Origin of the sequence: Halobacterium sp. KA-6, from assembly GCF_021029015.1 — an archaeon.
Taxonomy (GTDB): domain Archaea; phylum Halobacteriota; class Halobacteria; order Halobacteriales; family Halobacteriaceae; genus Halobacterium.
In genome coordinates this window covers 40,593-63,964 of sequence record NZ_JAJJZH010000006.1, presented here as the reverse complement: position 1 = coordinate 63,964, position 23,372 = coordinate 40,593, and the positions used below count along the sequence as shown (strand labels likewise).

Annotated in this window: 31 protein-coding genes; 18 read left to right on the top strand and 13 right to left on the bottom strand. The window is 67.3% G+C overall.

The genetic code is table 11. From position 1 onward, the window contains the following. Window positions 1-101: 101 nt before the first annotated feature. From LPA46_RS12660 to LPA46_RS12650, 3 genes are all read right to left on the bottom strand, one after another. Window positions 102-278, bottom strand: coding sequence for a 50S ribosomal protein L37e (locus LPA46_RS12660; RefSeq protein WP_058983694.1), 177 nt, complete (start codon window positions 276-278; stop codon window positions 102-104). Then, window positions 275-457: an LSM domain-containing protein gene (locus tag LPA46_RS12655; protein ID WP_058983693.1), complete on the bottom strand. Its 183-nt coding sequence runs from the start codon at window positions 455-457 to the stop codon at window positions 275-277. The genes LPA46_RS12660 and LPA46_RS12655 overlap by 4 nt, the downstream gene beginning before the upstream one ends. Before the next feature lie 85 nt (window positions 458-542). Continuing rightward, window positions 543-1,601, bottom strand: coding sequence for a M20/M25/M40 family metallo-hydrolase (locus LPA46_RS12650; protein WP_230892786.1), 1,059 nt, complete (start codon window positions 1,599-1,601; stop codon window positions 543-545). A gap of 92 nt (window positions 1,602-1,693) precedes the next feature. On the opposite strand from LPA46_RS12650, the gene LPA46_RS12645 reads away from it, so the two are divergent. From LPA46_RS12645 to LPA46_RS12630, 4 genes are all read left to right on the top strand, one after another. Further along, window positions 1,694-1,978, top strand: a complete 285-nt coding sequence (locus LPA46_RS12645; RefSeq protein ID WP_230892785.1) for a hypothetical protein — start codon at window positions 1,694-1,696, stop codon at window positions 1,976-1,978. A 47-nt stretch (window positions 1,979-2,025) separates the two neighbouring features. After that, complete coding sequence (locus LPA46_RS12640) at window positions 2,026-2,997, top strand: zinc-dependent metalloprotease (RefSeq protein ID WP_230892784.1); 972 nt, start codon at window positions 2,026-2,028, stop codon at window positions 2,995-2,997. Between the two features lie 31 nt (window positions 2,998-3,028). After that, window positions 3,029-3,262, top strand: coding sequence for a glycine zipper 2TM domain-containing protein (locus tag LPA46_RS12635; RefSeq protein ID WP_230892783.1), 234 nt, complete (start codon window positions 3,029-3,031; stop codon window positions 3,260-3,262). A 64-nt stretch (window positions 3,263-3,326) separates the two neighbouring features. Then, the gene (locus LPA46_RS12630; protein ID WP_230889048.1) at window positions 3,327-3,479 is read left to right on the top strand and encodes a hypothetical protein; all 153 of its coding nucleotides are present in this window, start codon (window positions 3,327-3,329) and stop codon (window positions 3,477-3,479) included. Here LPA46_RS12630 and LPA46_RS12625 read toward each other — a convergent pair. After that, on the bottom strand, window positions 3,476-4,024 hold the full coding sequence (locus LPA46_RS12625) for a hypothetical protein (RefSeq protein ID WP_230892782.1): 549 nt from the start codon (window positions 4,022-4,024) through the stop codon (window positions 3,476-3,478). The genes LPA46_RS12630 and LPA46_RS12625 overlap by 4 nt on opposite strands. Before the next feature lie 244 nt (window positions 4,025-4,268). Between LPA46_RS12625 and LPA46_RS12620 the strand changes: the two genes are divergently transcribed. Genes LPA46_RS12620 through LPA46_RS12585 form a run of 8 tightly spaced genes read left to right on the top strand, consistent with a single transcriptional unit; the run spans window position 4,269 to window position 10,314 of the window. Further along, complete coding sequence (locus LPA46_RS12620; protein WP_230889046.1) at window positions 4,269-4,562, top strand: 50S ribosomal protein L21e; 294 nt, start codon at window positions 4,269-4,271, stop codon at window positions 4,560-4,562. A gap of 1 nt (window position 4,563) precedes the next feature. Beyond that, window positions 4,564-4,923, top strand: a complete 360-nt coding sequence (locus LPA46_RS12615) for an RNA polymerase Rpb4 family protein (protein WP_230889045.1) — start codon at window positions 4,564-4,566, stop codon at window positions 4,921-4,923. Window positions 4,924-4,974: 51 nt separating this feature from the next. After that, complete coding sequence (locus tag LPA46_RS12610; protein ID WP_230889044.1) at window positions 4,975-5,544, top strand: DUF655 domain-containing protein; 570 nt, start codon at window positions 4,975-4,977, stop codon at window positions 5,542-5,544. Window positions 5,545-5,596: 52 nt separating this feature from the next. Continuing rightward, window positions 5,597-6,436 (top strand): 16S ribosomal RNA methyltransferase A, encoded by an 840-nt coding sequence (locus LPA46_RS12605; RefSeq protein ID WP_230892781.1) that lies wholly within the window; start codon window positions 5,597-5,599, stop codon window positions 6,434-6,436. Then, the gene (locus LPA46_RS12600) at window positions 6,433-7,638 is read left to right on the top strand and encodes a mechanosensitive ion channel family protein (protein WP_230892780.1); all 1,206 of its coding nucleotides are present in this window, start codon (window positions 6,433-6,435) and stop codon (window positions 7,636-7,638) included. The genes LPA46_RS12605 and LPA46_RS12600 overlap by 4 nt, the downstream gene beginning before the upstream one ends. Next, window positions 7,631-8,212, top strand: a complete 582-nt coding sequence (locus LPA46_RS12595; RefSeq protein WP_230892779.1) for a HemK2/MTQ2 family protein methyltransferase — start codon at window positions 7,631-7,633, stop codon at window positions 8,210-8,212. Before LPA46_RS12600 ends, LPA46_RS12595 begins: the two co-directional genes overlap by 8 nt. A 54-nt stretch (window positions 8,213-8,266) precedes the next feature. Then, a complete protein-coding gene (locus LPA46_RS12590; protein ID WP_230892778.1) occupies window positions 8,267-9,256 on the top strand; it encodes a 5-methyltetrahydropteroyltriglutamate--homocysteine methyltransferase in 990 nt (329 codons plus the stop codon). Continuing rightward, window positions 9,253-10,314: a methionine synthase gene (locus LPA46_RS12585; RefSeq protein ID WP_230889039.1), complete on the top strand. Its 1,062-nt coding sequence runs from the start codon at window positions 9,253-9,255 to the stop codon at window positions 10,312-10,314. The genes LPA46_RS12590 and LPA46_RS12585 overlap by 4 nt, the downstream gene beginning before the upstream one ends. A gap of 12 nt (window positions 10,315-10,326) precedes the next feature. Here the strand turns inward: LPA46_RS12585 and LPA46_RS12580 are convergent, their stop codons facing one another. Beyond that, window positions 10,327-10,599 (bottom strand): hypothetical protein, encoded by a 273-nt coding sequence (locus LPA46_RS12580; RefSeq protein WP_230892777.1) that lies wholly within the window; start codon window positions 10,597-10,599, stop codon window positions 10,327-10,329. 84 nt (window positions 10,600-10,683) lie between these two features. Between LPA46_RS12580 and LPA46_RS12575 the strand changes: the two genes are divergently transcribed. Together LPA46_RS12575 and LPA46_RS12570 are read left to right on the top strand one after the other, a co-directional pair. After that, window positions 10,684-11,337: a potassium channel family protein gene (locus LPA46_RS12575; RefSeq protein ID WP_230892776.1), complete on the top strand. Its 654-nt coding sequence runs from the start codon at window positions 10,684-10,686 to the stop codon at window positions 11,335-11,337. Window positions 11,338-11,397: 60 nt separating this feature from the next. Then, a complete protein-coding gene (locus LPA46_RS12570) occupies window positions 11,398-12,834 on the top strand; it encodes an APC family permease (protein ID WP_230892775.1) in 1,437 nt (478 codons plus the stop codon). A gap of 59 nt (window positions 12,835-12,893) precedes the next feature. On the opposite strand, the gene ndk is transcribed toward LPA46_RS12570, so the two are convergent. The 4 genes from ndk to rpl7ae are packed head-to-tail and all read right to left on the bottom strand — an operon-like array spanning window position 12,894 to window position 14,154. Beyond that, window positions 12,894-13,376 (bottom strand): nucleoside-diphosphate kinase, encoded by a 483-nt coding sequence (gene ndk, locus LPA46_RS12565; RefSeq protein ID WP_230889035.1) that lies wholly within the window; start codon window positions 13,374-13,376, stop codon window positions 12,894-12,896. Then, the gene (locus LPA46_RS12560; RefSeq protein ID WP_059057195.1) at window positions 13,373-13,558 is read right to left on the bottom strand and encodes a 50S ribosomal protein L24e; all 186 of its coding nucleotides are present in this window, start codon (window positions 13,556-13,558) and stop codon (window positions 13,373-13,375) included. The genes ndk and LPA46_RS12560 overlap by 4 nt, the downstream gene beginning before the upstream one ends. Beyond that, window positions 13,558-13,785 carry a 30S ribosomal protein S28e gene (locus tag LPA46_RS12555; protein ID WP_230889034.1) on the bottom strand — a complete coding sequence of 76 codons (228 nt, stop codon included), beginning with the start codon at window positions 13,783-13,785 and terminating at the stop codon, window positions 13,558-13,560. The genes LPA46_RS12560 and LPA46_RS12555 overlap by 1 nt, the downstream gene beginning before the upstream one ends. Window positions 13,786-13,791: 6 nt before the next feature. Further along, on the bottom strand, window positions 13,792-14,154 hold the full coding sequence (gene rpl7ae, locus LPA46_RS12550) for a 50S ribosomal protein L7Ae (protein ID WP_230889033.1): 363 nt from the start codon (window positions 14,152-14,154) through the stop codon (window positions 13,792-13,794). 221 nt (window positions 14,155-14,375) lie between these two features. On the opposite strand from rpl7ae, the gene tmcA reads away from it, so the two are divergent. Both tmcA and LPA46_RS12540 read left to right on the top strand, forming a co-directional pair. Further along, on the top strand, window positions 14,376-16,607 hold the full coding sequence (gene tmcA / locus LPA46_RS12545) for a tRNA(Met) cytidine acetyltransferase TmcA (RefSeq protein WP_230892774.1): 2,232 nt from the start codon (window positions 14,376-14,378) through the stop codon (window positions 16,605-16,607). 23 nt (window positions 16,608-16,630) lie between these two features. Next, the gene (locus LPA46_RS12540) at window positions 16,631-17,104 is read left to right on the top strand and encodes a DUF456 domain-containing protein (RefSeq protein ID WP_230892773.1); all 474 of its coding nucleotides are present in this window, start codon (window positions 16,631-16,633) and stop codon (window positions 17,102-17,104) included. Here LPA46_RS12540 and LPA46_RS12535 read toward each other — a convergent pair. Together LPA46_RS12535 and LPA46_RS12530 are read right to left on the bottom strand one after the other, a co-directional pair. Beyond that, window positions 17,101-18,858 carry a glutamate--tRNA ligase gene (locus LPA46_RS12535; protein WP_230892772.1) on the bottom strand — a complete coding sequence of 586 codons (1,758 nt, stop codon included), beginning with the start codon at window positions 18,856-18,858 and terminating at the stop codon, window positions 17,101-17,103. The genes LPA46_RS12540 and LPA46_RS12535 overlap by 4 nt on opposite strands. A gap of 49 nt (window positions 18,859-18,907) precedes the next feature. Then, entirely contained in the window at window positions 18,908-19,345 is a 438-nt protein-coding gene (locus tag LPA46_RS12530) for a hypothetical protein (protein WP_230892771.1), read from the bottom strand. Window positions 19,346-19,499: 154 nt separating this feature from the next. Here LPA46_RS12530 and LPA46_RS12525 point away from each other — a divergent pair, with 154 nt between their 5' ends. Further along, entirely contained in the window at window positions 19,500-20,390 is an 891-nt protein-coding gene (locus LPA46_RS12525) for an NAD(P)/FAD-dependent oxidoreductase (RefSeq protein WP_230892770.1), read from the top strand. Window positions 20,391-20,542: 152 nt separating this feature from the next. Here LPA46_RS12525 and idsA3 read toward each other — a convergent pair whose 3' ends face one another. Together idsA3 and LPA46_RS12515 are read right to left on the bottom strand one after the other, a co-directional pair. Next, entirely contained in the window at window positions 20,543-21,589 is a 1,047-nt protein-coding gene (idsA3, locus tag LPA46_RS12520; protein ID WP_230892769.1) for a geranylfarnesyl diphosphate synthase, read from the bottom strand. Continuing rightward, window positions 21,590-22,936, bottom strand: coding sequence for a ribonuclease J (locus LPA46_RS12515; RefSeq protein WP_230889026.1), 1,347 nt, complete (start codon window positions 22,934-22,936; stop codon window positions 21,590-21,592). 226 nt (window positions 22,937-23,162) lie between these two features. Here LPA46_RS12515 and LPA46_RS12510 point away from each other — a divergent pair, with 226 nt between their 5' ends. Beyond that, window positions 23,163-23,369 (top strand): HVO_2922 family protein, encoded by a 207-nt coding sequence (locus LPA46_RS12510; RefSeq protein WP_442908253.1) that lies wholly within the window; start codon window positions 23,163-23,165, stop codon window positions 23,367-23,369. Window positions 23,370-23,372: the final 3 nt, after the last annotated feature.

The window sequence follows — 23,372 nt, the reverse complement described above, 5'->3', positions numbered from 1 at the left end:
TTTAGCCGCTACGAGAGCGCAGGCTCTGGGTCACGAATGTTCAGAACGGAGAACAGCTGCGTTGCTACGGAGTCGCGAGAAACGCAGGAGAAACGGTGTCGTTAGTTGTCGCCGGTCTTGCCCTGCCAGTTGTAGCCACGGCGCTTCGCGGACTTGCCGAAGCCACAACTCGAACAGACCTTCTTCTTCGTGTGGTAGGACTTCTCGCCGCACCGGCGGCACTTCGTGTGCGTCGTCGTGTTCTTCTTCCCTTGGCTCGGGGTCCCAGCTCCCGTCATGGTTTGATGGTAACGACGTTGTCGCCACGGATAATCGTTGTGTCTTCGCCCTCCAGCACGATGTTCATGTGCTGGTCGTAGCCCGTGAGGACGCCGGTGAACTCTTCGCCGTCCTTGAGTCGGACCGTGACGGTCTCCTCTAGTGACTCCTCGAGTACGTCGAGTGGTCGGCCGCTCATACACCAACGGGCGCGTGTCGCGTCTATAAGCGTACCGGACCGCGGCCGCGACCCGGTTCGACGCCCGCTGGCACCGCTGGCGTCCTCAGACGTCCACTGCGAACGACTTCCGGTCGGCCTCACGGACCGCGAACGCCGCCAGCAGGTCCGCGGCGTCCTCGACGTCCTCGGTGTCCACGACTTCGGCGGGCGTGTGCATGTACCGGTTCGGGATGCCGACGGCGACGGTGGGAATGCCGCTGCGCGCCCGGAAGAACGTGTCCGCGTCCGTCCCCGTCGTCGTGGACATCGCCTCGACCTGCACGTCGATGTCTTCCGCGTCGCCCGCTTCTCGAACTGCGCGCGCCACTTCGGGGTGACTCGACCCGCCACGAGTGACGGTCGGCCCGCTGCCCAGTTCGACCTCGCTGGCGTGATCACTCGGGTACGACGGGTTGTCTGCGGCGTGCGTGACGTCCACGACGAGCGCGACGTCCGGGTCGAGGTCGAACGCCACCATGCTCGCGCCCCGCGTCCCGAGTTCCTCCTGGACCGTGTTGACCGCGTACACCGTGCAGTCAGCGCCCTGCTCGGCGGCGCGCCGGAGTGCTTCCGCGGCGACCCACGACCCCGTGCGGTTGTCGAGGCCGCGGCCCGCGATGCGCGTCCCAGCGAGGTCGTGGACGCCCGCCGCGAGTGTCGCGGGGTCGCCGACCTCCACGAGTTCGCGGGCGTGTTCGCCGTCCTCGGCACCGACGTCGACGTGCTGCTCAGTGACGTCCACGGGCTCGTCCTCGCCGGCCTCCCGGAGGTGAACCGCGGTCTGTCCGACGACGCCGTTGACGGTGCCCTCGTCAGTGTGAATCGCGACCTGCGAGCCCTCCGTCACCGAGCGGTCGACGCCGCCCAGCGGCCGCACGCGCAGGAAGCCATCGTCGGTGATGGCAGTCACGACGAAGCCGAGTTCGTCGGCGTGGCCCGCGAACGCGACCTCCGTATCTCCACCGTCGTAGACGGCGACCGCGTTCCCGTACGCGTCCGTGCGTACGTCGTCGGCGAACTCCTCGACGTAGTCGACCCACACGCGCTGCCCCGCCGTCTCGAAGCCAGAGGGGCTGGGCGCGTCGAGCAGGCGGCGCAGGAAGGCGTCTCGGGTCTCGTCCATACGTGTGCTGTCGAAGCCGCGGGCAAGAATCCTCCGGGAGCGACGCGTGCGACCCCACAACGGATTTATGGCCTCTCGGCGAACTGACGAGTATGGGACTCATCGAGTTACACTTCCACGAGTCGGAGTTCGACTTCTCCCCGTCGATGGTCACGGGCGCTGGCGAGAAGGCTCTCGAAGCCGGTGAAGTCGAGGAGAGCGACGAGGCCGCCGACGAGGACGTCGAGAGCGTCGGCTGGAAAGACGAGGAGGCGGAGTCGAGTAGCGCTGCTGGGCTGGGTGCGCTCGTCGCGCTCGCCGTACTGGTCGTGCTCGCGGCGCTCGTCGGCTGGAAGCGCCGCAGCAGTGGCGACGAAGACGTCGAACTCGAAGCGTAGACCGCGAGCAGCAGAAGGGCTTTGGCCGTTCGTCGCCGACTTCCCCTATGACGCTTTTCGAGAGCGCGCGCGCCGTCGCGGGCGCTAGCGGGACCGGCGCTATCGACTGGGACGCCGTCGCCGAGGCCGCGAAGGCCGCCACTGACCCCGGCGACCTCGACCTCTCCGAGGCCGAGGCCGAAGCGTACGCCGCCGACGTCCGGGACGCCCGCCAGCAGCTCCGCGAGGTCTCCGGGCTCGACTTCGACGTCCCCGAGACCGTCGAGATTCAGAACCGCCACCACTGGGTCGACGCCAACGTCGAGACGTTCCGGCGCGCGTTCGAGCCGCTGAACCAGCGCGCCAGCTACCTCCCCGGCGTCGCGCGCTCGCTGAACACGGCAACCACTGCGGGCGCGCTCGCGTTCGTCTCCCGGCACGTCCTCGGACAGTACGACCCGCTCCTGTTGGCTGATACGTCCGACCACGCGCTCTACTTCGTCCACCCGAACGTCGTCAAGGCTGCTGACAGTCTCGACGTCGCGTTCCCGCGGTTCCGGCGCTGGATTGCGTTCCACGAGGTCACCCACGCCGCGGAGTTCGGCGCCGCGCCCTGGCTCGCCGACCACCTCGAAGACCGCCTCGAAGCCGGCGTCGCCGCACTCGCCGAGGGCGAGGTCGAACGCGAGGCCTTCGAGGAACTGCACGTCGCGATGACCGCCGTCGAGGGGTACGCGGAACTGCTGATGGACGAGGCGTTCGACGGCGAGTACGCCGACCTCCGTGCAAAACTCGACGCGCGCCGCCGTGGCGGTAGCCCGCTGACGAAGCTCGTCAAGCGCGCGCTCGGCCTCCAGTTGAAGCGCGAGCAGTACGAGCGCGGCCGCGAGTTCTTCGAAGCGGTCGCCGCCGAGCGCGGGCTCGCCGGTGCGAGCCGCGTCTGGGACAGTCCAGAGTACCTCCCGACGGACGCGGAACTCGACGCGCCCCGCGCGTGGCTCGCCCGCGTCCCCGAGGCGCCGGACGAGACTGCCGAGTAGACTTATCAGTCTTCGTCGCTAACTGTCCCCTATGAGCCGACTCAAGCGAGTGTTCAGTCGTGCGAAGTACGCAGCCATCGGTGCCGCTGTCGGCGGTGCGCTCGGCGGTATCGTCAGCCGGAACGCAGCGAGTACAGCGGCGGGCGTCGGTGCGCTCGCGGGCGCAATCGTCGGCGAGAAGCGCGTCGACGTCGGCACGATCGTCGACGACGTCAAAGACCGGAAACCCGACACAAAAGTCGTCTCGCGCTCCAGCGACGACTAACTCCTTCCTCCGCTCCCCCGGCTATAAGTGTTGTCAGCCTAATTTATTAGCTGAGGGAGACGGCATGCCAGCCACCTGTGGCATCTGTGAGGAGGACGTGCCACTCGGGCACGCCATCCACGCGACGATTCACACCAAGACCGACGCGGGCGTCGTCGACTACTACGTCTGTCAGCCGTGCTACGAGGACGAACTCGCGCCGCTGTTCGAGAACTAGTGGAAGCCGCGGCCGACGTCGTCCTCCTCGACGAGGTCGTCGAGTTCCGAATCGAGTAGTTCCTCGGCGTCCGCGAACTCCTCCTTGAGGTCGTCCATCGCATCCGGCCGGCCGTACGGATCGTACTCCATCGGGCCGAACGCCGGACTCTCCAAGGCGTCCATCACGTCGTCGAAAAAGTCCCCAGGGGTCGTCGGCGCGTCCGCGTGCGCCTGCACCACTTGCTCCAGTTTGCTCGCGCGGTCCTCGGCTTCGTCCTCGTCCTCGACGGGCTGCTGGACGGCGAACCGGCCGCTGTCCCCGTCCGGGAGGTAGTCCGCCAGCCCATCGTCGACTTTCCGCGCGACCCGCGTCCCCACCCCGCGCACCTCGAAGGGGTTCTTCGCGTACGTCTTCAAGTGGTAGACACCTCGCGATGGATGGCCGAGGTAGAAGTCCTCGCCGACGCCGGACTCGCGGTCGCCGGCGAGCGCGCGCCACCCCTCGGGGTCGGCGTTCGACTCCACGACGTCCGAGACGATGTCCTCCCAATCCCGTACTCGCATCACCTGCGACTAACGCGCAGGCCGACTTGAGTGCGTCGGCAGCGGCCCCGCCCGTGGTTTCGTGCTGTGTGCGTCGCTTCGCAGTTTTGCGGTGACGCCCACGCGGCTCACTCCCTTCGCCGCTCGCTATAACGTGCTCTTCCGTCAGTTGAGCACGCGGCTCGCGTTTACGTGGCCTCACTTCGTTCGGCCGCCACGTAACGTGCGTTTTATAACCGCGACGGGTGTAATCCGGCGTACGACTATGCCGAGCTCCAACGGACCCCTCAACAGCACTCGTGAGAAGCTCTCGAACGACCCCCGCGACCGCGGCACGTCCCCGCCCCAGCGCGCCATCGCCGAGTACGACGAAGGACAGAAAGTCCACCTGAAGACCGACCCAAGCACGGCGAACGGTCGCTTCCACGCTCGATTCGACGGTCTCACCGGCGAGGTCATCGGGAAGCAGGGCGACGCGTTCAAGGTCGAAATCAACGACAACGGCAAGGACAAGGTCGTCATCGCGGCGGCAGCCCACCTCCGCGCACAGCAGGACTAGCATGACCATCTTCAAGGAAACGCTCGACGAGGAGTTCCTCACCGTCTCCGAGGCGAAGGAGCTGCTGACCGACGTGGAAGCCGAGCGCGCCGCCGAGGAGGACCGCGAACTCCGCTTCGAGCTGGCTCGCGCGGTCGAGCACGTCAACCGGTTCGCAATCCTCGAACCGGAGGAGTCCCGCGAACTCGTCGAGGACCTGCTCGCCCTCGAACACGTCAGCGACGAGTCCGTCGCGTACAAGATTGCCGACCTGCTCCCGCGAACCCGTACGGAACTGCGTGCGGTGTTCGCCCAGGAACGCTACGCGCTCTCCGGCGACGAACTCGACGACATTCTCGACGTCGTCGCGAAGTACGCCTAACTCGAGTCGAGTGGCCGACCGTTTAAGTGTCGGCTGGGCGTAGCAGTTTGTATGAGTGATTCGTCTTCGACCGAGGACGAAGAGTACGCTGTCGTCCTCGACTTCCTCGCGCACGGCCGTTCGAACGGCGGCCGCGGCTACGGCGACGGCCCGCTCGCGTACGCCGTCTCTACTGACCGGTTCGTCCTCTACGAGCTGAGTCTCGAAGCGGACGCGGACATCTCGATTCTGGACCGCGTACGCATCCGTCCCGACTTCGAGGAGGGCATCGAGCGCGGGCACGTCGTCGACTACGACGACCTCTCGGACGGCGCGCGCTCCGAACTCGACTACGTCGTCGAGGACGTCGTCGAAGCCAACGAACAGCGGTTCGTGGACTTCTACAACGACGCCCAGCCCATCTCCCTGCGCCTCCACCAGTTGAACCTCCTGCCGGGAATCGGCGACAAGCTCCGGGACAACATCCTCGACGAGCGCAAGCGCAACGGCCCCTTCGAGAGCTTCGAGGACATCGAGGAGCGCGTCGACGGCCTCCACAACCCCGAGGAGATTATCGTCGAGCGCATCCTCGACGAGATGCGCGAGGACGACCTGAAGTACCAGAACTTCGTGCAGGCCTAACGCGGACGCACAGAAGGTAGCCTTTAGGGAACGGCGGGGGATACTCCGGGTAATGAGTGATTCGCGGGACCCGGACGCGCTGATTCGGCGCGCCGGCCGGCCCGACCCCGAGCGCGACCAGCACTTCCTCGTCGACGACCGCGTCCTCGACCGGATTCCGACGTACGCGGAGGAGTTCGACCGGTCGCACGTTCTCGAAATCGGTGCCGGGACAGGCGCGCTCACCGACAGGCTGCTAGAGCACGCCGACCACGTCACGACCGTTGAGCGTGACCGCGGGTACGCGCAGTTCCTCCGCGAGGAGTTCAGCGAGGAAATCGCGGCCGACCGCCTCACCGTCGTGCAGGGCGACGCCCTCGATGTGGCGTTCCCCGACTACACCTGCTGCGTCTCGAATCTTCCCTACGGCGTCTCCAGCGAGGTCACGTTCCGGCTGCTGCCCGAGCACGAGCCTGCGGTCCTGATGTACCAACTGGAGTTCGCCGAGCGGATGGCCGCCGAACCCGGCACGAGCGACTACGGCCGGCTGTCGGTCGCCACCCAGCACTACGCGCATGTCGAAGTTGTCGAGACCGTTCCCCCGGAAGCGTTCGAGCCACAACCGCGCGTCGAGAGCGCGGTGGTGCGGTTGACGCCCCGCGAGCCCGACTACGAGGTCGCCGACGAGCAGTTCTTCTTCGACTTCGTGAAGGCGCTGTTCACGCAGCGCCGCAAGACCGTGCGCAACGCCATCCGGAACACCGGTCACATCTCGGGGCTGGACGACCCGGACGCGGTCGTGGACGCCGTCGAGGAAGACGTGCTCTCGAAGCGCCCCGGCGACCTCGCGCCGGAGACGTTCGCGGCGCTGGCGAACGTTGCGCTCGGCATCCAGGAGGGCGGCCCGTCGTGACTGCGCCGGACTTCGTGGATATCGCGATAAACGACCTCTCGACCGCCCAGCGTGTGGTGGTGACCGTCGTCTCGATGGCCGTGCTCGTCGCCGCCATCCTGTTCTCGCGGCGTGAGTCCACACGCCGGGAGTCCCGATCGTCGACGGTCGTCGCTGCCGTCGGCGCGCTCGCCGTGGTCATCGCGGCGACCGTCGTCGTGGTGGTCGCGTGGGACGCGGAGGCGATTGCGTGGGCTGCTATCGCGAGCTTCCAAGTGCAGGCGACGATGCTCGTCCGTGCGTTCCTCACGGTGATGTTCCTCGTCGGCGTGTACGCCGGCACGGGCGTCATTCACCGCGCAGTCAGCCGGTTCGTCAAGCGCACGGAAGGCGTCAGCGAGCACCAGGCCGAAATCACGTACCGCATCATCCAGATTTCGGTGTACGTCATCGCGCTGGTCGTCGTCCTCAACCTCTGGGGCATCAAGCTCGGTGGCCTGCTCATCGGGGCGGGGTTCGCCGGCATCGTGCTCGGGATGGCCGCCCGGCAGACGCTGGGCGCGGTCATCGCGGGGCTCGTGTTGATGTTCTCGCGGCCGTTCGAAATCGGAGACTGGGTGAAAATCGGCGACAAGGACGGCATCGTCACCGACATCACTATCGTGAACACGCGGCTGCAGACGTTCGACGGCGAGTACGTGATGTTGCCCAACGACCTCGTGGGGTCCGACGAGGTCGTGAACCGGTCGCGGAAGGGCCGGCTGCGCATCCACGTGGAGGTCGGCATCGACTACACTGCGGACGTCGACGAGGCGATGGACCTCGCGAAGGAGGCGATGAACGACGTCGACGACATCCTCACGGTGCCGCGGCCGCAGGTCGTGTTGAAGGAGTTCGGAGACTCGGCAGTCGTCCTCGACCTCCGCTTCTGGATAGACAAGCCGAGCGCGCGGCGGATGTGGCGCGCACAGACCGCCGTCATCTCCGCGGTGAAGTCAGCGTTCGACGAGGCGGGCGTGAAGATTCCGTTCCCGCAGCGGGAGGTCTCCGGGCGCGCCGAGACCGGCGGGTTCCGGGTGCAGGAGCAGCCGACCGTGGAAGCGGCCGAGCCCGAGGAAGCGGACCAGCCCGGGTCGCCAGTCCGGCAGGACGAGAACGTCGCAGCCGACGAGGAACTCGACGAAGCCGAGGACGCCGACGAGGGTGACGAGACGGATGGGTGACGACCTCGCCAGCCGCCGCGGCACCGAGACGACGGTGTACCAGCCCGCAGAGGACTCGCTGCTGCTCGCGAAGGCGGCCGTGGAGGAGGTCGACTCGCGGGCGCGCGTGCTGGAAGTCGGTACTGGGTCGGGGTACGTGGCGGCGACGGTCGCGGACGAGGTCGGCGCGAGTGTGGTCGGTTCGGATTTGAATCCGTACGCGTGTGCGCAGGCCCACGACCGCGGCGTGCCGGTGGTTCGAGCGGACCTCGTCTCGCCGTTCCGCGACGATGTCTTCGACGTGGTGTTGTTCAATCCGCCGTACCTGCCGCGGGACGAGGACGCCGCGCGCGACGACTGGATGGAGGTCGCGCTCTCGGGCGGGGAGACGGGCCGGGAGGTCGTGGAGCCGTTCCTCGACGACGTGGGTCGCGTGCTCGCCCCGGACGGCTTCGTGCTGTTGCTCGTGAGCACGCTGACGGGCGTCGAGGAGGTCGTGGAGTACGCTGGCGACCGCGGGTTCTCGGCAGCGGCGGTCCGCGAGGAGTCCCACTCCTTCGAGACGCTGACCGTCCTCAAACTCTGGGATAACTGAGGGACATATCTTTCGACAGCAAATATTAAACAAAGGCATTCCGTAGCGTCGGGCATGAATCGAATCGCGACGACACCCGGCCTATTCCCCCTCCCCGACGACGCCAAAGAGACGTTGTCGGACCTGAAGGGCCACCAGAAGCACGACCTCGTCAGCGGCGACGAGGGCCCCGAAATCGAAGCCGCCTACGACGAGGTCCGCGAAGAACTCGTCGGCCTCCAGCGCGACGCTGGCCTCGACCGCGTGGTCGAGGGGCAGGGCCGCTGGGACGACATGCTCGCCCACCCCCTGACTGTCCACGAGAACGTCGAGACGGGCGGCATCGTCCGCTACTACGACAACAACAACTTCTACCGCGACCCCATCGTGGAGGGCGAACTCACGTTCTCCGGCGATCTCGCCGCGGACCTCGAAGCCGCGAGCGAGCTCACTGACAACCTGCAGGCCGTCGTCCCCGGCCCGTACTCCCTGTCGGAGCTCGCGACCGACGAGTACTACGGCGACGACGAGCAGTTCCTCGCCGCCGTCGCTGACTTCCTCGCGGGCGAAGTCGAGGCATTCCCGAACGTCGAGACCGTCTTCGTCCTCGAACCGTCGCTGGTGACGAACCCGCCCGAGGAGGGCGAGGACGAGCGCGCCAGCGAGGCCATCGACACCGTCGCCGACGCCGTTGACGCTGACGTCGTCGCGCACACCTACTGGGGCGCCCTCGAGGAGAAGGTCCACGCCCACCTCCTCGACGCCGGCGTCGACGCCATCGGCTACGACTTCGTCACGAGCCACGAGGACAACCTCTACAACGTCACCGAGTACGGTACCAAGGACTCGGTCGCGCTGGGCGTCGTCGACGGACAGAACACGCTCGTGGAGTCCCCCGAGACGATTCGCGACCGCGTGGACTGGTTCCGCGACTCCGTGCCGGACGCCATCGAGTTCGACGACGCGTACGTGACGGCGAACACGGGGCTGTTCTACCTGCCCGTGAACCGCTTCGAACAGAAACTGCAGGCGCTCGCCGACGCCACCCACGAGGTGAAAGCATGAGCTCGAACCGCGAGCAGTTCCGCCCCGACGGCCACGACAACGACCACTTCCTGCTGACGACCGTCGTCGGCTCATACCCGAAGCCGAAGTGGCTCGACCGCGCGAACGACCTCTACGAGGACCCCGAGGCCGACTTCGGCGACGAGGAACTCGACGAAGCCGAAGACGACGCGGCCCGGCTCATCACCGAAGAACACGAGCGCGCCGGCCTCGACGTGGTCGTGGACGGCGAGATGCGGCGCAACGAGATGGTGGAGTTCTTCGCCGACCGCATCGAGGGCTACGAGTTCAACGGCCCGGTCAAAGTCTGGGGGCACAACTACTTCGACAAGCCCAGCGTCGTCAGCGACGTCGCCTACGACGAGTCGTGGCTCGTCGACGAGTACGAATTCACCGCTAGCGTCGCGGACAGTCCGGTGAAGGTCCCGATTACGGGGCCGTACACGCTTGCGTCCTGGAGCTTCAACGAGGCCTACGACGGCGACGACGAACTCGCCTACGACCTCGCGGACCTCGTCAACGAGGAAATCGAGAAGCTCGTCGACGCCGGCGCGCGCTACATCCAAATCGACGAGCCTGCGCTCGCGACGACGCCCGACGACCACGCCATCGTCGGCGAGTGCCTCGAGCGCATCGCCGCGGGCATCCCCGACGACGTCCGCATCGGCCTGCACGTCTGCTACGGCGACTACTCCCGCATCTACCCCGAGATACTGGAGTTCCCCGTCGACGAGTTCGACCTCGAACTCGCGAACGGCGACTACGAACAACTGGACGTGTTCACGGACCCTGACTTCTCGAAGGACCTCGCGCTCGGCGTCGTCGACGCCCACGTCGCCGAGGTCGAATCGGTCGAAGAAATCGAGGCGAACATCCGGAAGGGCCTGGAGGTCGTCCCGCCGGAGCGGCTCACGGTCAGCCCGGACTGCGGCGTGAAACTGCTCCCTCGGGAGGTCGCCTACGAGAAGATGGCGAACCTCGTCGAGGCCGCGCGCAACGTCGAAGCCGACCTCGACGATGGCGCTATCGACGTCCCGGCCGCACCCGCCGACGACTGACGCCACCGCACCTCACGCGTTCTCGCGGCGGAGGTCGCCGACGTGGTCGTGACAGACGACGCCCGAAGTGACGACGACTCGCTCGGCCTGTGACTCGGACGCCACGACCGCGCTCGTGTCCTCCACGAGGTCGTAGCCGCCCGCGGTCGCGCAGTAGACGCACGCGTCGTCGGCCGCGCTCGCGAGGTGTTCGGCGACGCACTGCTCGCAGACGCCCAGCGCCGCAGCGCGCTCGTCTACGAGCCGGTACGCCGTGCCAGTTCTGTTACAGACGACACAGTCCATGCACTCCCGTGGGGCTCCCGACGGGAGAACCCACCGGGTGTCGGCGACAACTTTGATGCCCGCTTGCGCCGAACCAGCGAGTGAATGTCGAGTAGCCGCCGCATCGTCGTCGTCGGTGGCGGTCGCGTCGGTGTGCAGACCGCTGCAGACCTCCACGAGCGCGGGCACACTGTCATCCTCGTCGAAGGAGACGAAGCCCGCGCGGCGGCGGTCACCGACGAGAACGTCGCGACTGTCGTCAACGGCGACGCGACGCAGCCATCTGTGCTCGAACAGGCCGACCTCGAGGAGGCGCACGCGGTCGCCGCGGTGACCAGCGACCCCGGGACGAACCTCGCGGTCTGTCTGGTCGCCCAGCGCCTCGCCGCGGACCTCTTCACCCTCGCACGCATCGACGACGAAGCCCAAACGGAGTACACGGAGTACGTCGACGCCGCGGTGCTCCCCCAGCAGCCGACCGCGAACCGCGTCGTCGACCTGCTCGTCGGCGGCGGCATACGGACCTTCTCGGGGGCTGACGGCGGCTTCTCTGTCCTCGAACTCGGGGTCGCCGAGGACGCTACCGTCGCCGGCCACACGCTCGACGAGGTCGGACTCCCAGAGGACTGCCGAGTAGTCGGCTCCTCCACCCACGGCCGCCTCGCAAGCCCCGACCTCGAATTCCAGCCCGGCGACCGCTACCTCGTCGCCGCCGACACCGGCACCGTCGACGAACTGCGCGCGCTCTTCCGGGAGTGATTCGATGACGGACACGCACGCGTCGTCACGTCGACCGCCACTCGTCGCGCAGCGCATCGAATGAGCGCGGACAACGCCGACCAGACCGGCGAACTCGGACTGCTCGCCGCAACCGCCATCGGCGTCGGCACGATGATCGCCGCCGGCGTGTTCGTGCTCTCCGGGCTGGCCGTCGCGAACGTCGGCGCGGTCGCGGTCGTCGCATTCGTGCTCGCGGCGCTCGTCGGCTCCATCACCGCGCTGGCGTACGCCGAGTTCGCCACCGTCTACCCCGAGAATGGCGGCGCGTACACGTACGTCTACCACGCCCTCGAAGGCGAGTGGACGTACCTCGTCGGCTGGGCGATGAGCCTCGGCTACCCCGCCAGCGCCGCGTTCTACATGGTGAGTTTCTCCCGGTGGACCGAGCGATTCCTCTACGGCATCTTCGGCGTCCCCGCGTGGCTGCCCGGCTGGACGCTCGGACTCGCGGTGTTCGTCGGCATCGTCGCGCTGAACGTCCTCGGAACGAAGGAGACCGGCGTCTTCCAAATCGTCGTCACGGTTCTCAAGGTCGCACTCATCGTGGTGTTCCTCTACGGCGGGCTGCAGGCGTGGCAGACCGACGTGGTGGTGGCGTCGTTCGCCGACCACGCCACCGCGTTCGGCGAGACGCTGTCGACGGCCGCGCTCGTGTTCATCACGTTCTTCGGCTTCGAGGCAATCGCCACCAACGCCGGCGAAATTAGGGACCCCGAGCGGACCGTCCCGCGCGCCATCTTCCTCAGCATCGGTATCGTCGTCGCGCTGTACGTGCTCGTCGTGCTGTCGGTCGTGCTCGCGGTCAACGACGCCGCCTTCGTGGAGTTCCTTGTCGCGAACACGGACCTGGCGGCCGCGGCGAACGTGCGCGCGTTCCTCGCCGCAAACGGCGACCTCGTGATGGGACAGGCCGCGTGGTACTTCCTCGGCCGAATCGGCTTCTACGTCGTCGTCGCTGGCGCGCTGTTCTCGATGGTCTCCGCGACGAACGCCACCGTCATGGCGGGCTCACGGGTCGAACAGGCGATGGCGCGCCGCGACCAACTACCGAGTGACCTCGCCGACCGCCACCACCGCTTCGGCACGCCCTACCGCGCGGTCCTGCTCACGGGCGCGTTCGGGGCCGCCTTCTTCCTCGCGTTCGGCGTCCTGTTCGCCGACGCGTCGCCGCTGCCAGCCAGCGTCCCGCTGGTCGGTGCGCTCGGCGTCGAAGCGCTCGCGCACTTCGCGGACTTCATGCTGCTCGCCGGACTGGTCGGGGTCAACGTCGCCGTCGTCTATTCGCGGCGCAAACGCCCGGACGTCGAACGCCGCTTCCGCGTGCCGCTCGTGCCGTGGCTGCCAGCCATCGGCGCACTCAGCACGCTCGCTCTGCTCGTGAACGTCCGCGTCGAGAGCCTCGTGCTCGGCGTGCTCGCGGTCGTCATCGGGATCGCTCTCCAGCAACTCGGCGTGACGAAAGGGGAAACAGAGTAGCGAGCACCGCGGCTACGAGCGATGCGTCGCGGAAAAGACGGCAGTAGAGACAGCCGGAGTTAGTGGTCGCCGGCGTCCTCGTAGACCCACGTCGCTGCGTCGAGTTCGTAGTCGACGAGTTCGTCCTCGTCGAAGAACAGCGCGATTTCGCGCTCGTTCGCGCCGGGGTCTTCGTGGTCGCTGCCGTGGATGATGTTCTGCCCGAGGTCGTTACCGTAGTCGCCGCGGATGGTGCCCGGGGCCGCTTCCTGTGGGTCCGTGGCACCCATCATGCGACGGACCTGGCGGGTGGCGTCCGCGCCCTCCCAGACCATCGCGAACACGGGGCCCGAGGTGATGAACTCCACGAGGCCCTCGAAGAACGGCTTGCCTTCGTGCTCGCCGTAGTGTTCGTGGGCGAGTTCCTCGCTAATCTGCATGAACTTCCCGCCCACCATCTTCAGGCCCTTGTCTTCGAGCCGCGAGACGACGTCGCCGATGAGACCGCGCTGGACGCCGTCGGGCTTGACCATCACGAAGGTTCGCTCGTCGTGGTGGCTCATTCTTCGACCTCTGCCTCTTCCTCGGTCCACTCGACGTCGCGCGGTTCGCGACCGAGGTCCGCGTTCTTCTCGCACTTCGCGGAGCAGAAGTGAGTTGTGCTGCCGTCGTTGTGGACGAACATCGTCCCCGTACCGGGTTCGATGTCGTCACCACAGTAGTCACAGGTGCGTGTCTGGACCATTACCGACCACCGATGGAGTCCGCCTCGCGGGCCGTCTCCTTGAGCTGGAGGACGTCGCCCACGCGGACGGGACCGAGGACGTTTCGCGTGATGATGCGTCCCTGGTTGGAGCCCTCTTGAATGCGGCACTTCACCTGCATCGCCTCGCCGTGCATCCCGGTCTTCCCGACGACCTCGATGACTTCGGCGGGCGTGGAGCCCTCTTCTTCAGTTTCCTCTGCACTCATGGGTGGTTACTGGAGGTCCTCGACTTTCGTAGCGATGTCCTCGACGTCGTCTTCGGCGTCGCCGGCGTCCACGACGGCCGCGGCGGCGCTTCCGACTTCGAGCCCGGCTGCGTTGCCGAGTTCGTCCTGCGTCTCGACGAACACGACCTGAATGCCCTTCTCTTCGGCGAGCTCGGGGAGGTGCATCACGATTTCTTCGGGGGAGACGTCCTCGGCGACGAACACGAGGTCTGCGTTGCCGCGTTCGACGGCTTTGGTCGTCTCGTTGGTACCCTTCTTGACTGTACCCGTGTCACGAGCCACTTCGAGCGCTTCGAGGGCTCGTTCCTGGAGGTCTGCTGGAACGTCGTAGTCTACGTACACTGGCATGTATTGTTCACCTAGTTCCACGGACGGGCTTGCGCTCCCCTGCCGGTGCGGAATCCCTGACGGCTAGGAGCATCATCGACCCCCGTGGACTGTATCCTACATCTGGGGCCCCCTCAGTTAAAAGCGCTTTCAAAGTGTATCGCCGTGCGAAGCCGCCGCAGGGCCGTCGCCGGGTCGCGTGGGACGAAACGCCCTTCCCGCGGCTCGCCGAAACACGACCGATGGTCGTCGAGGCCGCACGGACGCTCCACGAAGAGGCCCAGTCCGTGAACGAACGGCGAGTGCTCGTCCTTACGGGCGACCGCGAGGCGTGCCTGTCGGCAGCCGACCGCATCCTCGGCGCACTCCCAATTCCGCTTACGGGGACGACGCTCGTCTCCACGCGCGACGCGCTCGCCTGCGAGCAAGTCGGCCCGCGGAACGCGGACGAACTCCTCGGCACGACCCGGGACGCCGTCGTCTTCGACGCACACGGTGAGTGCCGGCCGAACGCGCTCGGGCGCGTCGTCGGTGCCGTCGACGGCGGCGGACTCCTGCTCGTGCTCGCGCCCGTGCTGGACGAGTGGCCGTCGGGCCACGACGCATTCGACGAGGGGTTAGCGGTGCCGCCGTTCGACGTCGAGGACGTCGCCGGTCGCTTTCGCCGCCGGCTCGTCGAGACGCTCCGAACCCACCCCGGCATCGCTATCTACGATGTCGACGCCGACACACTCGAACGTGACGGCCTGACAAACCCCGCACCACGCATCGCTGAATCCGAACCCGAGCCGCCCGCCGACCGCGCGTTCCCCCACGAGGCGTACGCGGCGTGTCTCACGGACGATCAGATGGACGCGCTCGCGGCGTTCGAGGGACTGCGCGATCCGCCGGCCGCCGTCGTCGCAGAAGCCGACCGCGGCCGCGGGAAGTCCAGCGCAGCCGGCCTCGCGGCCGCGTGTCTCGCCAAAGACGGCCTCGACGTGCTCGTCACCGCGCCGGGCCGCCGTAGCGCTAGCGAACTGTTCGCGCGAGCACGCGAACTGCTCGGCGACCTCGACGCGCTCGCCGCCGACGAGCCAATCGAGACGGACGCGGGCGGTCGCATCCGATTCGCGAAACCACCGGACGCCGCTGACCTCCCGGACGACCCGGACGCCGTCTTCGCCGACGAAGCCGCCGCAATTCCGGTGCGCTTGCTCGAGTCGCTGCTGGAGTGCGAGCGCCTCGCCTTCACCACGACCGTGCATGGCTACGAGGGCGCGGGCCGCGGCTTCGACGTGCGCTTCCGCGACCGGCTCGCCGACACCGACCACGAGGCCACCGACGTGACGCTCGCGGAGCCGATTCGGTACGCGGCCGGCGACCCGGTCGAGGTCTGGGCGTTCCGCGCGCTCCTCCTCGACGCTCGGCCCGCCGTCGACCCACTCGTCGAGGACGCGACTACGGAGAGCGTTACGTACGAGGCGCTCACTCCGGACGACCTCCTCGCCGACGAGAACCTGCTCCGGGAGGTGTTCGGCCTGCTCGTATACGCCCACTATCGCACCGAACCGAACGACCTCGCGCGCCTGCTCGACGCCCCGAACCTCGCGGTGCGCGCGCTCGTCCACGACGGCCACGTCGTCTCCGTCGCGCTGCTCGCACGCGAGGGCGGACTCGACGCGGACCTCCGCGCGGCCATGTACGAGGGCGAGCGTGTGAAGGGCAACATGCTTCCGGACGTGCTCACCAGCCAGCTCCGCGACGAGGACGCCGCGATTCCCGTGGGCTATCGCGTGATGCGCATCGCCACCCACCACGCCGCCCGCTCCCGCGGACTGGGCTCGCGGCTGCTCGGCGAACTGCGCGCGGAGTACGAGGCCGACGCCGACTGGCTCGGCGTCGGCTACGGCGCCACGCCCGAGTTGCTGTCGTTCTGGCGCGCGAACGGCTACTCGACGGTCCACCTCTCGACCACGCGCAACGACACCAGCGGCGAGTACTCCGCGGTGATGCTCGACCCGCTCTCGCACCTCGGTGAGCGCCTCCACGACCGCCACGCCGGCTGGTTCGCCGACCGCATCCCGGACGTGCTCGCGGACTCGCTGCGCGACCTCGACCCGAACGTCGCGCGCGCCGCGCTCCGCGCCTGCGACGCCGACCAGTCGCTGGACCTCGCGGACTCGTCGTGGCGCGTCGTCGCCGGTGCCGCCCACGGCCCCGGCATGTACAGCGTCGACCCCGCGCCGTTCCGCCGGCTCGCCCGCCACCACCTCGTCGCTGGCGACGCCAACATGCTCGCGGCCCGCGAGAAGCGCCTGCTCGTCGCGAAACTCCTGCAGGCACGCCCGTGGGACGAGGTTGCTGACGGACTCGGCTTCCACTCCACGAGTCAGGCGATGCGCGCGCTCGGCGACGCGCTCCGCCCACTCGTCGACGAATACGGAACGACGGCTGCGCGCGAAGAACTGGCGCGCTTCACCGACGAAGACTAACGACCCGCGAGCGTATTTCAGCCATGGACCCGCTCGTCGCCGTCGCGTTCGTGCTCCTCGCCGCTGGCGTCGTGGGGAGCGTCCTCCCGCTGCTGCCGAGTGGTCTGCTCTCGCTGGCCGGCGTGCTCGTCTACTGGTGGACGACCGGTGAGCCCGGATTCTTCTTGCTCGCCGTGCTCGTCGGTCTCGCAGTCGTCGCCACGCTCGTCGACTGGCTCGCCGGCTTCGTCGGTGCCCGCGCCGGCGGTACCAGCACGCGGACTGCGGCGATAGCGGGGGTCGTCGGCTTCGTCCTCATGCTTCCGGGTGGTCCGCTCGGCCTTCTGCTCGGCGTCGCCGCTACCGTCTTCGTTATCGAATTTCGCGCGAGTAACGACCTCCCCGGCAGCGCGCGGCGCGCTGGCTACGCGACTGTCGGCGTGCTCGCGTCCGCAGGAATGCAGGTCGTGCTGACGACGACCGTGTTCGCGGTCGTCGCGTGGCTCCAGTTCGTCTAGGGGTGTGCGTAGTACGCGACCGATTCGTCGGCGTCGTGGCGGTCGCAGCGCGCGAACCCGACGCGAACGAACTGCACGACTTCGTCCGGGTCGACGTCCGCGAATCCGGGTTCGGCGTAGCCCGTGACGTCGCCGTCCATCGTCCGCAGGCGGACGCGGACGTTGTCGTCGGCGGGTACCCAGTGGACGACGTCGACGTGCTCCTCGCGGACGATGTCGATGTCCGCGTCGAGGAACTCGAAGCGCTCGCCGTCGTAGCGCACGGGGCCGTACCCCTTCAGCCAGACGCGCTCGCCGACCGCCGGCAGGTCGTCCTCCTCGAGTAGCACGCCGTCTTCGACGGGGATGTCGCGCTCGCCGCGGTCCTCGTGCTCGGGATGGACGGGCGGGTTCGCGCTGTCCGGGCCGCCGTCGACGGGCACCTGGATGGCGGCGTACTCCTCGTCGACGTCTTCGGCGCGCGCCTCGAAGTCGTCGCGGACGAGGAACTGGCGGGGGGCCTCGTCGTCGACGAGGTCGCGGTTGTTCGAGTAGATGGCGGACATCGAGAGGTCGACGTTGCTCGTCGAGGTCCCCAACTCGACCATCGCGTCCACGATGGCTTCCCCGCGGATGCCGCGGCGCTGGACGCTCGGAAGCGTCGGTGCGCGCGGGTCGTCCCAGCCGTCGAGTTCGCCCGCGTCGATGAGTTCGCGGATGGTCGACGTGGACATCTTCACGTCGTAGGCGTCGACCTGCACGTGGCCCCAGTGGATGACCTCGGGGTAGTCCCAGTCGAAGTAGTCGTAGACGAACTGCTGGCGCTTTGCGGAGTCCTGCAGGTCGATGCCGCGGATGATATGCGTGACCCCGGTGAGGTGGTCGTCGACGCCGGACTGGAAGTCGAGCATCGGCCAGCAGCGGTACTGCTCGGCCTCCTCGCGCGGATGCGGGGTGTCGATGATGCGGAACGCCACCCAGTCCCGGAGCGCGGGGTTCTTGTGCTCGATGTCGGTCTTCACGCGGAGCACCATCTCGCCGGAGTCGTACTCGCCGTCGACCATCGCCTCGAACTCCTCGTGGACGGTTTCGACGTCTTTCTCGCGGTGCGGGCACGCCTCCCCGTTGTTCTTCAGTTCGGAGAACTCGCCGGCGGGACAACTACACGTGTACGCGCCGCCCAAATCGATGAGGTCGCGGGCGTGCTCGTAGTACGTCTCCAGGCGGTCGCTGGCACGGTACACCTCCGCAGGCTCGAAGCCCAGGTAGTCGATTTCCTCGAGAATCTCGTCGTACGCCCACAGCAGCGGGCGCTTGGTCTCGGGGTCGGTGTCGTCGAAGCGCACGATGAACTCGCCGTCGTACTCCTCGGCGTACGTCCCGATGACCGCGGGCATGCGGGCGTGGCCGATGTGCCACGGGCCGTTCGGGTTCGGCGCGCACCGCATCCGAACCTCGTCGTAGTCGTCGGCGTTTGGGAGGTCCGGCAGCACGTCTTCTTCGCCTTCGTCCTCGGCTTCGAGTTCCTCGACGCGCTCGGGCGCCAGTTCCGCGAGGCGTTCGCGCTGCTGTTCGGCGTCCATCGCGTTCACTTCGTCGATGACGGGCGCGATGATGCCCGGAATCTCGTCGCCGTGCTCCCGGAACTCGGGGTTCTCGCCCATCAGCGGCCCCATGATGGCGCCGACCTGGGCGTCGCTGTCGTGCTTGAGCGCGTTGTACAGCGCCGCCGTCTCGGCTTCGCGGCGCACGCGCTCGGTGAGCTCGTCGTCCATTACGTAGTCGTTCGCCCGAGGCCGGCAAATCCGTTGGGATTCGCGCCAACTACGCGCCGCGCTCGGGGTCTTCGGCGAGGTGATAGGCGTCGTAGATGGCGTACACCCAGATGGCCAGCAGGAACGGGATGCCGACGAGGAACACCGAGAACAGCCCCGCGACGAACGACGCGACGATGAAACCGAGGCCGCGACCGAGGTGCCCGAGATAAATCTGGCCCGCACCCGGGATGATGAGCGATGCGACCGCCGCGATACCCGAGTCGTTTCCGACGCCGCTGTCCGGGGAGCGCTGGCGCACGCCACACTCCGGGCAGATTTCGGCCTTCGCGTCGATGATTTCCCCGCAGTTCCGACAGTAGGCCTCGTCGATACCTGGCGTCTCGCCCTTCGTGTCGCCCGCCGCCTCACTTGGGGCTCCGTTTACTGCTTCGCCCGCATCGTCCGCGGTTTCGTCGTCTGTATCGCTCGAATCGTCGGTGCTCATGTCTGGGAGTGGTGTCGCCCACCGCATAACAGTTGTTGCGCGCTCCCGATGCGTTTATGTTCGATTAGGCCAGCCTAAAACACGTGTTTCAGCGCGACCGAACCGAGCGGCCGACACGCGAGGCTGTCGAACGACGAGCCAGCGGAGGCGACGCGTGACCAACGTAGACCCGGAGTGGGACGTCGCCGTCGTCGGCGGTGGGCCGGCGGGCTGCTCGACTGGCGTCTTCACCGCTCGCGAGGGCCTCGACACGGTCGTCTTCGACCGCGGACGTTCGTCGCTCCAGCAGTGCGCGCACCTGGAGAACTACCTCGGCTTCCCTGCGGGTATCGACGTCGAGACATTCTACGCGCTCGCCCACGACCACGCCCGAGAAGTCGGCTGCGAAGTCGTCGAGGACTTCGTCGAATCGGTCGAGCACGCCAACGACGGCGGCTTCATCGTCGAGCCGCAGTCCGGCGAACCCGTGCGAGCGACTCGCGTCGTCGCTGCCACTCGCTACGACGCCGACTACCTCCGGCCGCTCGACGCGGACGGCGAGATGTACGAAACCCACGAGCACGGTGGTGAGGAACAGGAGTACTTCGACCGAACCTACGCCGACGACGACGGCCGCACACCGATAGACGGCCTCTACGTCGCCTCGCCAGTCGAGGAGTGGTCGACGCAGGCCATCGCGGCAGCGGGCTTCGGCGCGCTCGTCGGCCGCCACGTCGTCGGGGACGCGCGCCGCGAACAGGGGTACCCCGAGGGACTGGCCGAGCGCGTCGACTGGCTCCGACAGGAGCGCGCTCGCGACGAGGAGTGGGCCGACCCGGACCGCTGGCGCGAGTACTTCGACGAACACGTCCCGGAGGACCACGACCTCGCGGACGACGAACTAATCGAACTCCGCGAGTCGGAAGTAGACGACCGCCTCGGGAGGTACGTCGACGACGAAGAAATCGAACGCCGCCGGCAGGAAGCCCACGACCGAATCCTCGAACACCTCGACGACGACCGCATCCGCGCGTATCTCGACCAGACGGACGAAGACGGTCCGTAGCGGCAGCTGTGTGGCGCGAAGAGCATCCGCGCGGCGAAGCCGCGCGGTTCACTGCGCGAACGAAGTGAGCGCAGGGAGTTTTTAGCGTAGATTTTTGCGACGAGTGGTGTGCTCGCTGCGCTCGCACACCCGAGGAGTAAAAAGGTCCGAGTTTAGTAGCCCCGTTCGACGAGGTAGTCCGCGACCTGTTCGAGGCGGTGGTGTGCCTCGTTGTCCGGGAGGACGTCGAGGTGGGCTTTGGCTTCGGCGACGAGTTCGTCCGCGCACTCGCGGGCGTACTCGATGCTGCCGACCTCGCGGAGCTGTTCGACGGCGTCCTCGATGTCGGCGTCCGTGACGTTCTCGGGGTCGTCTGCGTCCAGGAGGTCGCCGACGTCGACGCCGTGGTCGGCCGCGTGCAGCGTCACGACGGTCTTCTTGCCCTCGACGAGGTCCGAACCGCGCTGTTTGCCGAGCTGCTCGGACGGGACCGTGAGGTCCAGGACGTCGTCGTGAATCTGGAACGCTTGGCCGGCCTTGACGCCGTAGTCGTACAGCGCCTCCACGGTGTCGTCGTCGGCACCGAGCAGAACCGCGGGAATCGACGCCGCCGCGGCGTACAGCACCGCAGTCTTGAGTTCCACCATCTCCATGTACTCGTCGGGGAGGACGTCGGTTCGCGTCTCGAAGTCGACGTCAAGGGCCTGCCCTTCACAGATGTGCGTGCAGGTCTCCGCGAGCGTCTGCATCGCACCCATGCCGCGCTCGGGCGGCGCGCCCGTCTGCAGCATGATCTCGAACGCCTTCGAGTAGAGCGTGTCGCCCGCGAGGATCGCGGTCTCGGTGTCGTACTCGCGGTGGACCGCCGGCACGCCGCGCCGGAGGTCGTCGTCGTCCATGATGTCGTCGTGGATGAGCGTGAACGACTGGATGACCTCGATGGACACCGCCGCCGACATCACGTCCACCTCGCTGCCCGTCAGGTCGGGGAACTCCCGGTAGTCCGTGCTGCCGGGTTCGACGTCCGCCAGCGCCTCAGCGGTCAACAGTAGGACCGCGGGCCGCAGGCGCTTGCCGCCGGCTTCCAGGATGTAGCGCGCCGCCTCGTAGAGGCGTTCGGGGCGCTGCGCCGGGAGGTCCTCGTCGATGGCGGCGTTGACCTTCTCGCGGCGCTCGCGGACCGCGCCGAGCACCGCTTGTTCGCGGGCGTTCTTGGACATCTACTCGACGAGTTGGATGGTGTTGCCGTTCGAGGTCACGTGGAGGTCGCGACCGACCTTGTACCCCTGACTCTCTGCGAGGCTGACGTACGGTGCGAAGCCCTTCATGTTCTGGTGGGCGGGGATGATGTGCTGGGGCTGGAGCGCCTGCATCATCTCGTAGTGGCCTTCCTCGCGGAGGTGGCCGGAAACGTGGATGTCGTCGTAGATGCGTGCGCCCTGCATGCGGAGGAGCTGTTCGGACTGGTAGCGCTGCCCCTCGTTGGTCGGCTCCGGGATGACGCGCGCCGAGAAGATGACCTTGTCACCGTTCTCGATGTCGTACGGCGTCTCGCCGCGGCCCATGCGGGTGAGCATCGCGCGGGGTTCGCCCTGGTGGCCCGTGACGATGGGCAGGAAGTTCTCCTTGCCCTCGTTCATCACGCGCTTGAACGCGCGGTCGACGCTCTTGCGGTGGCCGAACATCCCGAGGTCGTCCGGGAAGTTCACGCGGCCCATGCGCTCGGCGGTGCCGGAGTACTGCTCCATCGAGCGGCCGAGCAGAATCGGCTCGCGGCCGATGTCCTTCGCGAACTCGACGAGCGAAGACACCCGGGAGACGTGGCTGGAGAACGTCGTGGCGACGATGCCGCCGTCGTAGTCCTCCATGCTCTGAATCGCGTCCTTGAGGTGGCGTCGCGCCACGCTCTCGGAGGGCGTGCGGCCCTTTCGGCCGGCGTTCGTACAGTCCTCGATGTAACAGAGGACGCCCTCGCCCTCGCGCCCGATTTCGCGGAAGCGGTCCATGTCGATGGGGTCTTCCAGCACCGGGTCGTGGTCGATGCGCTTGTCGAGGCCGTAGACGACCGAGCCCTCCGGCGTGTGGAGGACGGGGTTGATGGCGTCGATGATGGAGTGTGTGACGTGGACGAATTCGAGTTCGCACTCCTCGCCGATCTGCATCGTCTCGCCGGACTCCATCTCCACGAGCTCGTTGTCGACGCCGAATTTCTGTTCGCCCTCAATTTGGCCTTTCACGAGTTCGAGCGTGAACGGCGACGCGACGATGGGTGCGTCGTAGCGGTGGGCGAGCTTGCTGATTGCGCCGATGTGGTCGAGATGACCGTGCGTCGGCACGATTGCCTGCACGTCACCCTCGAGGTCGGACATGACGCGGTCGTCCGGGATTGCGCCCATGTCGATGAGGTCGAGGCTGTGCATCTTCTCGGTCTCGACGTTGTCGTGAATCAGGACCTGCGAGAGGTTGAGGCCCATGTCGAAAATGACAATGTCGTCACCGGCTCGGACGGCAGTCATCTGCCGACCGACTTCTTCGTATCCGCCGATTGTTGCGATTTCGATTTCCATGGTTTTGAAGCACTGAAACCCCCGGTGAGGGGGAGTCGTGTCTGAAACAGCCGCGCGCTGGCGGCGGCGGCCGCGGCGTCTTACAGCCATCGGCCGCCGCCGCGTCAACGCACGCGACGCTGCTCTTGGCAGCCCTACGTCCCGCGGTGTTAAAAACAGCGGGGATTGCCGCGGCGTCGAGCCGTCGGCCACAATCGCCTTGAGGGCGGCCGTCGTGGCCGCGTTCATGGCGAGTGCGACGTTCCACGTCTACGAAGACGAGGCCGGCCAGTATCGGTGGCGGCTCGTGCACCGCAACGGGAACATCATCGCGGACAGCGGTGAAGGCTACTCCTCGAAGCAGAAGGCCAAACAGGGGTTGCAAAGCGTCAAGCAGAACGCCCCGGACGCGGACGTGAAAGTCGGCGAACTCGACGAGGATCTGCGCGACTAACGT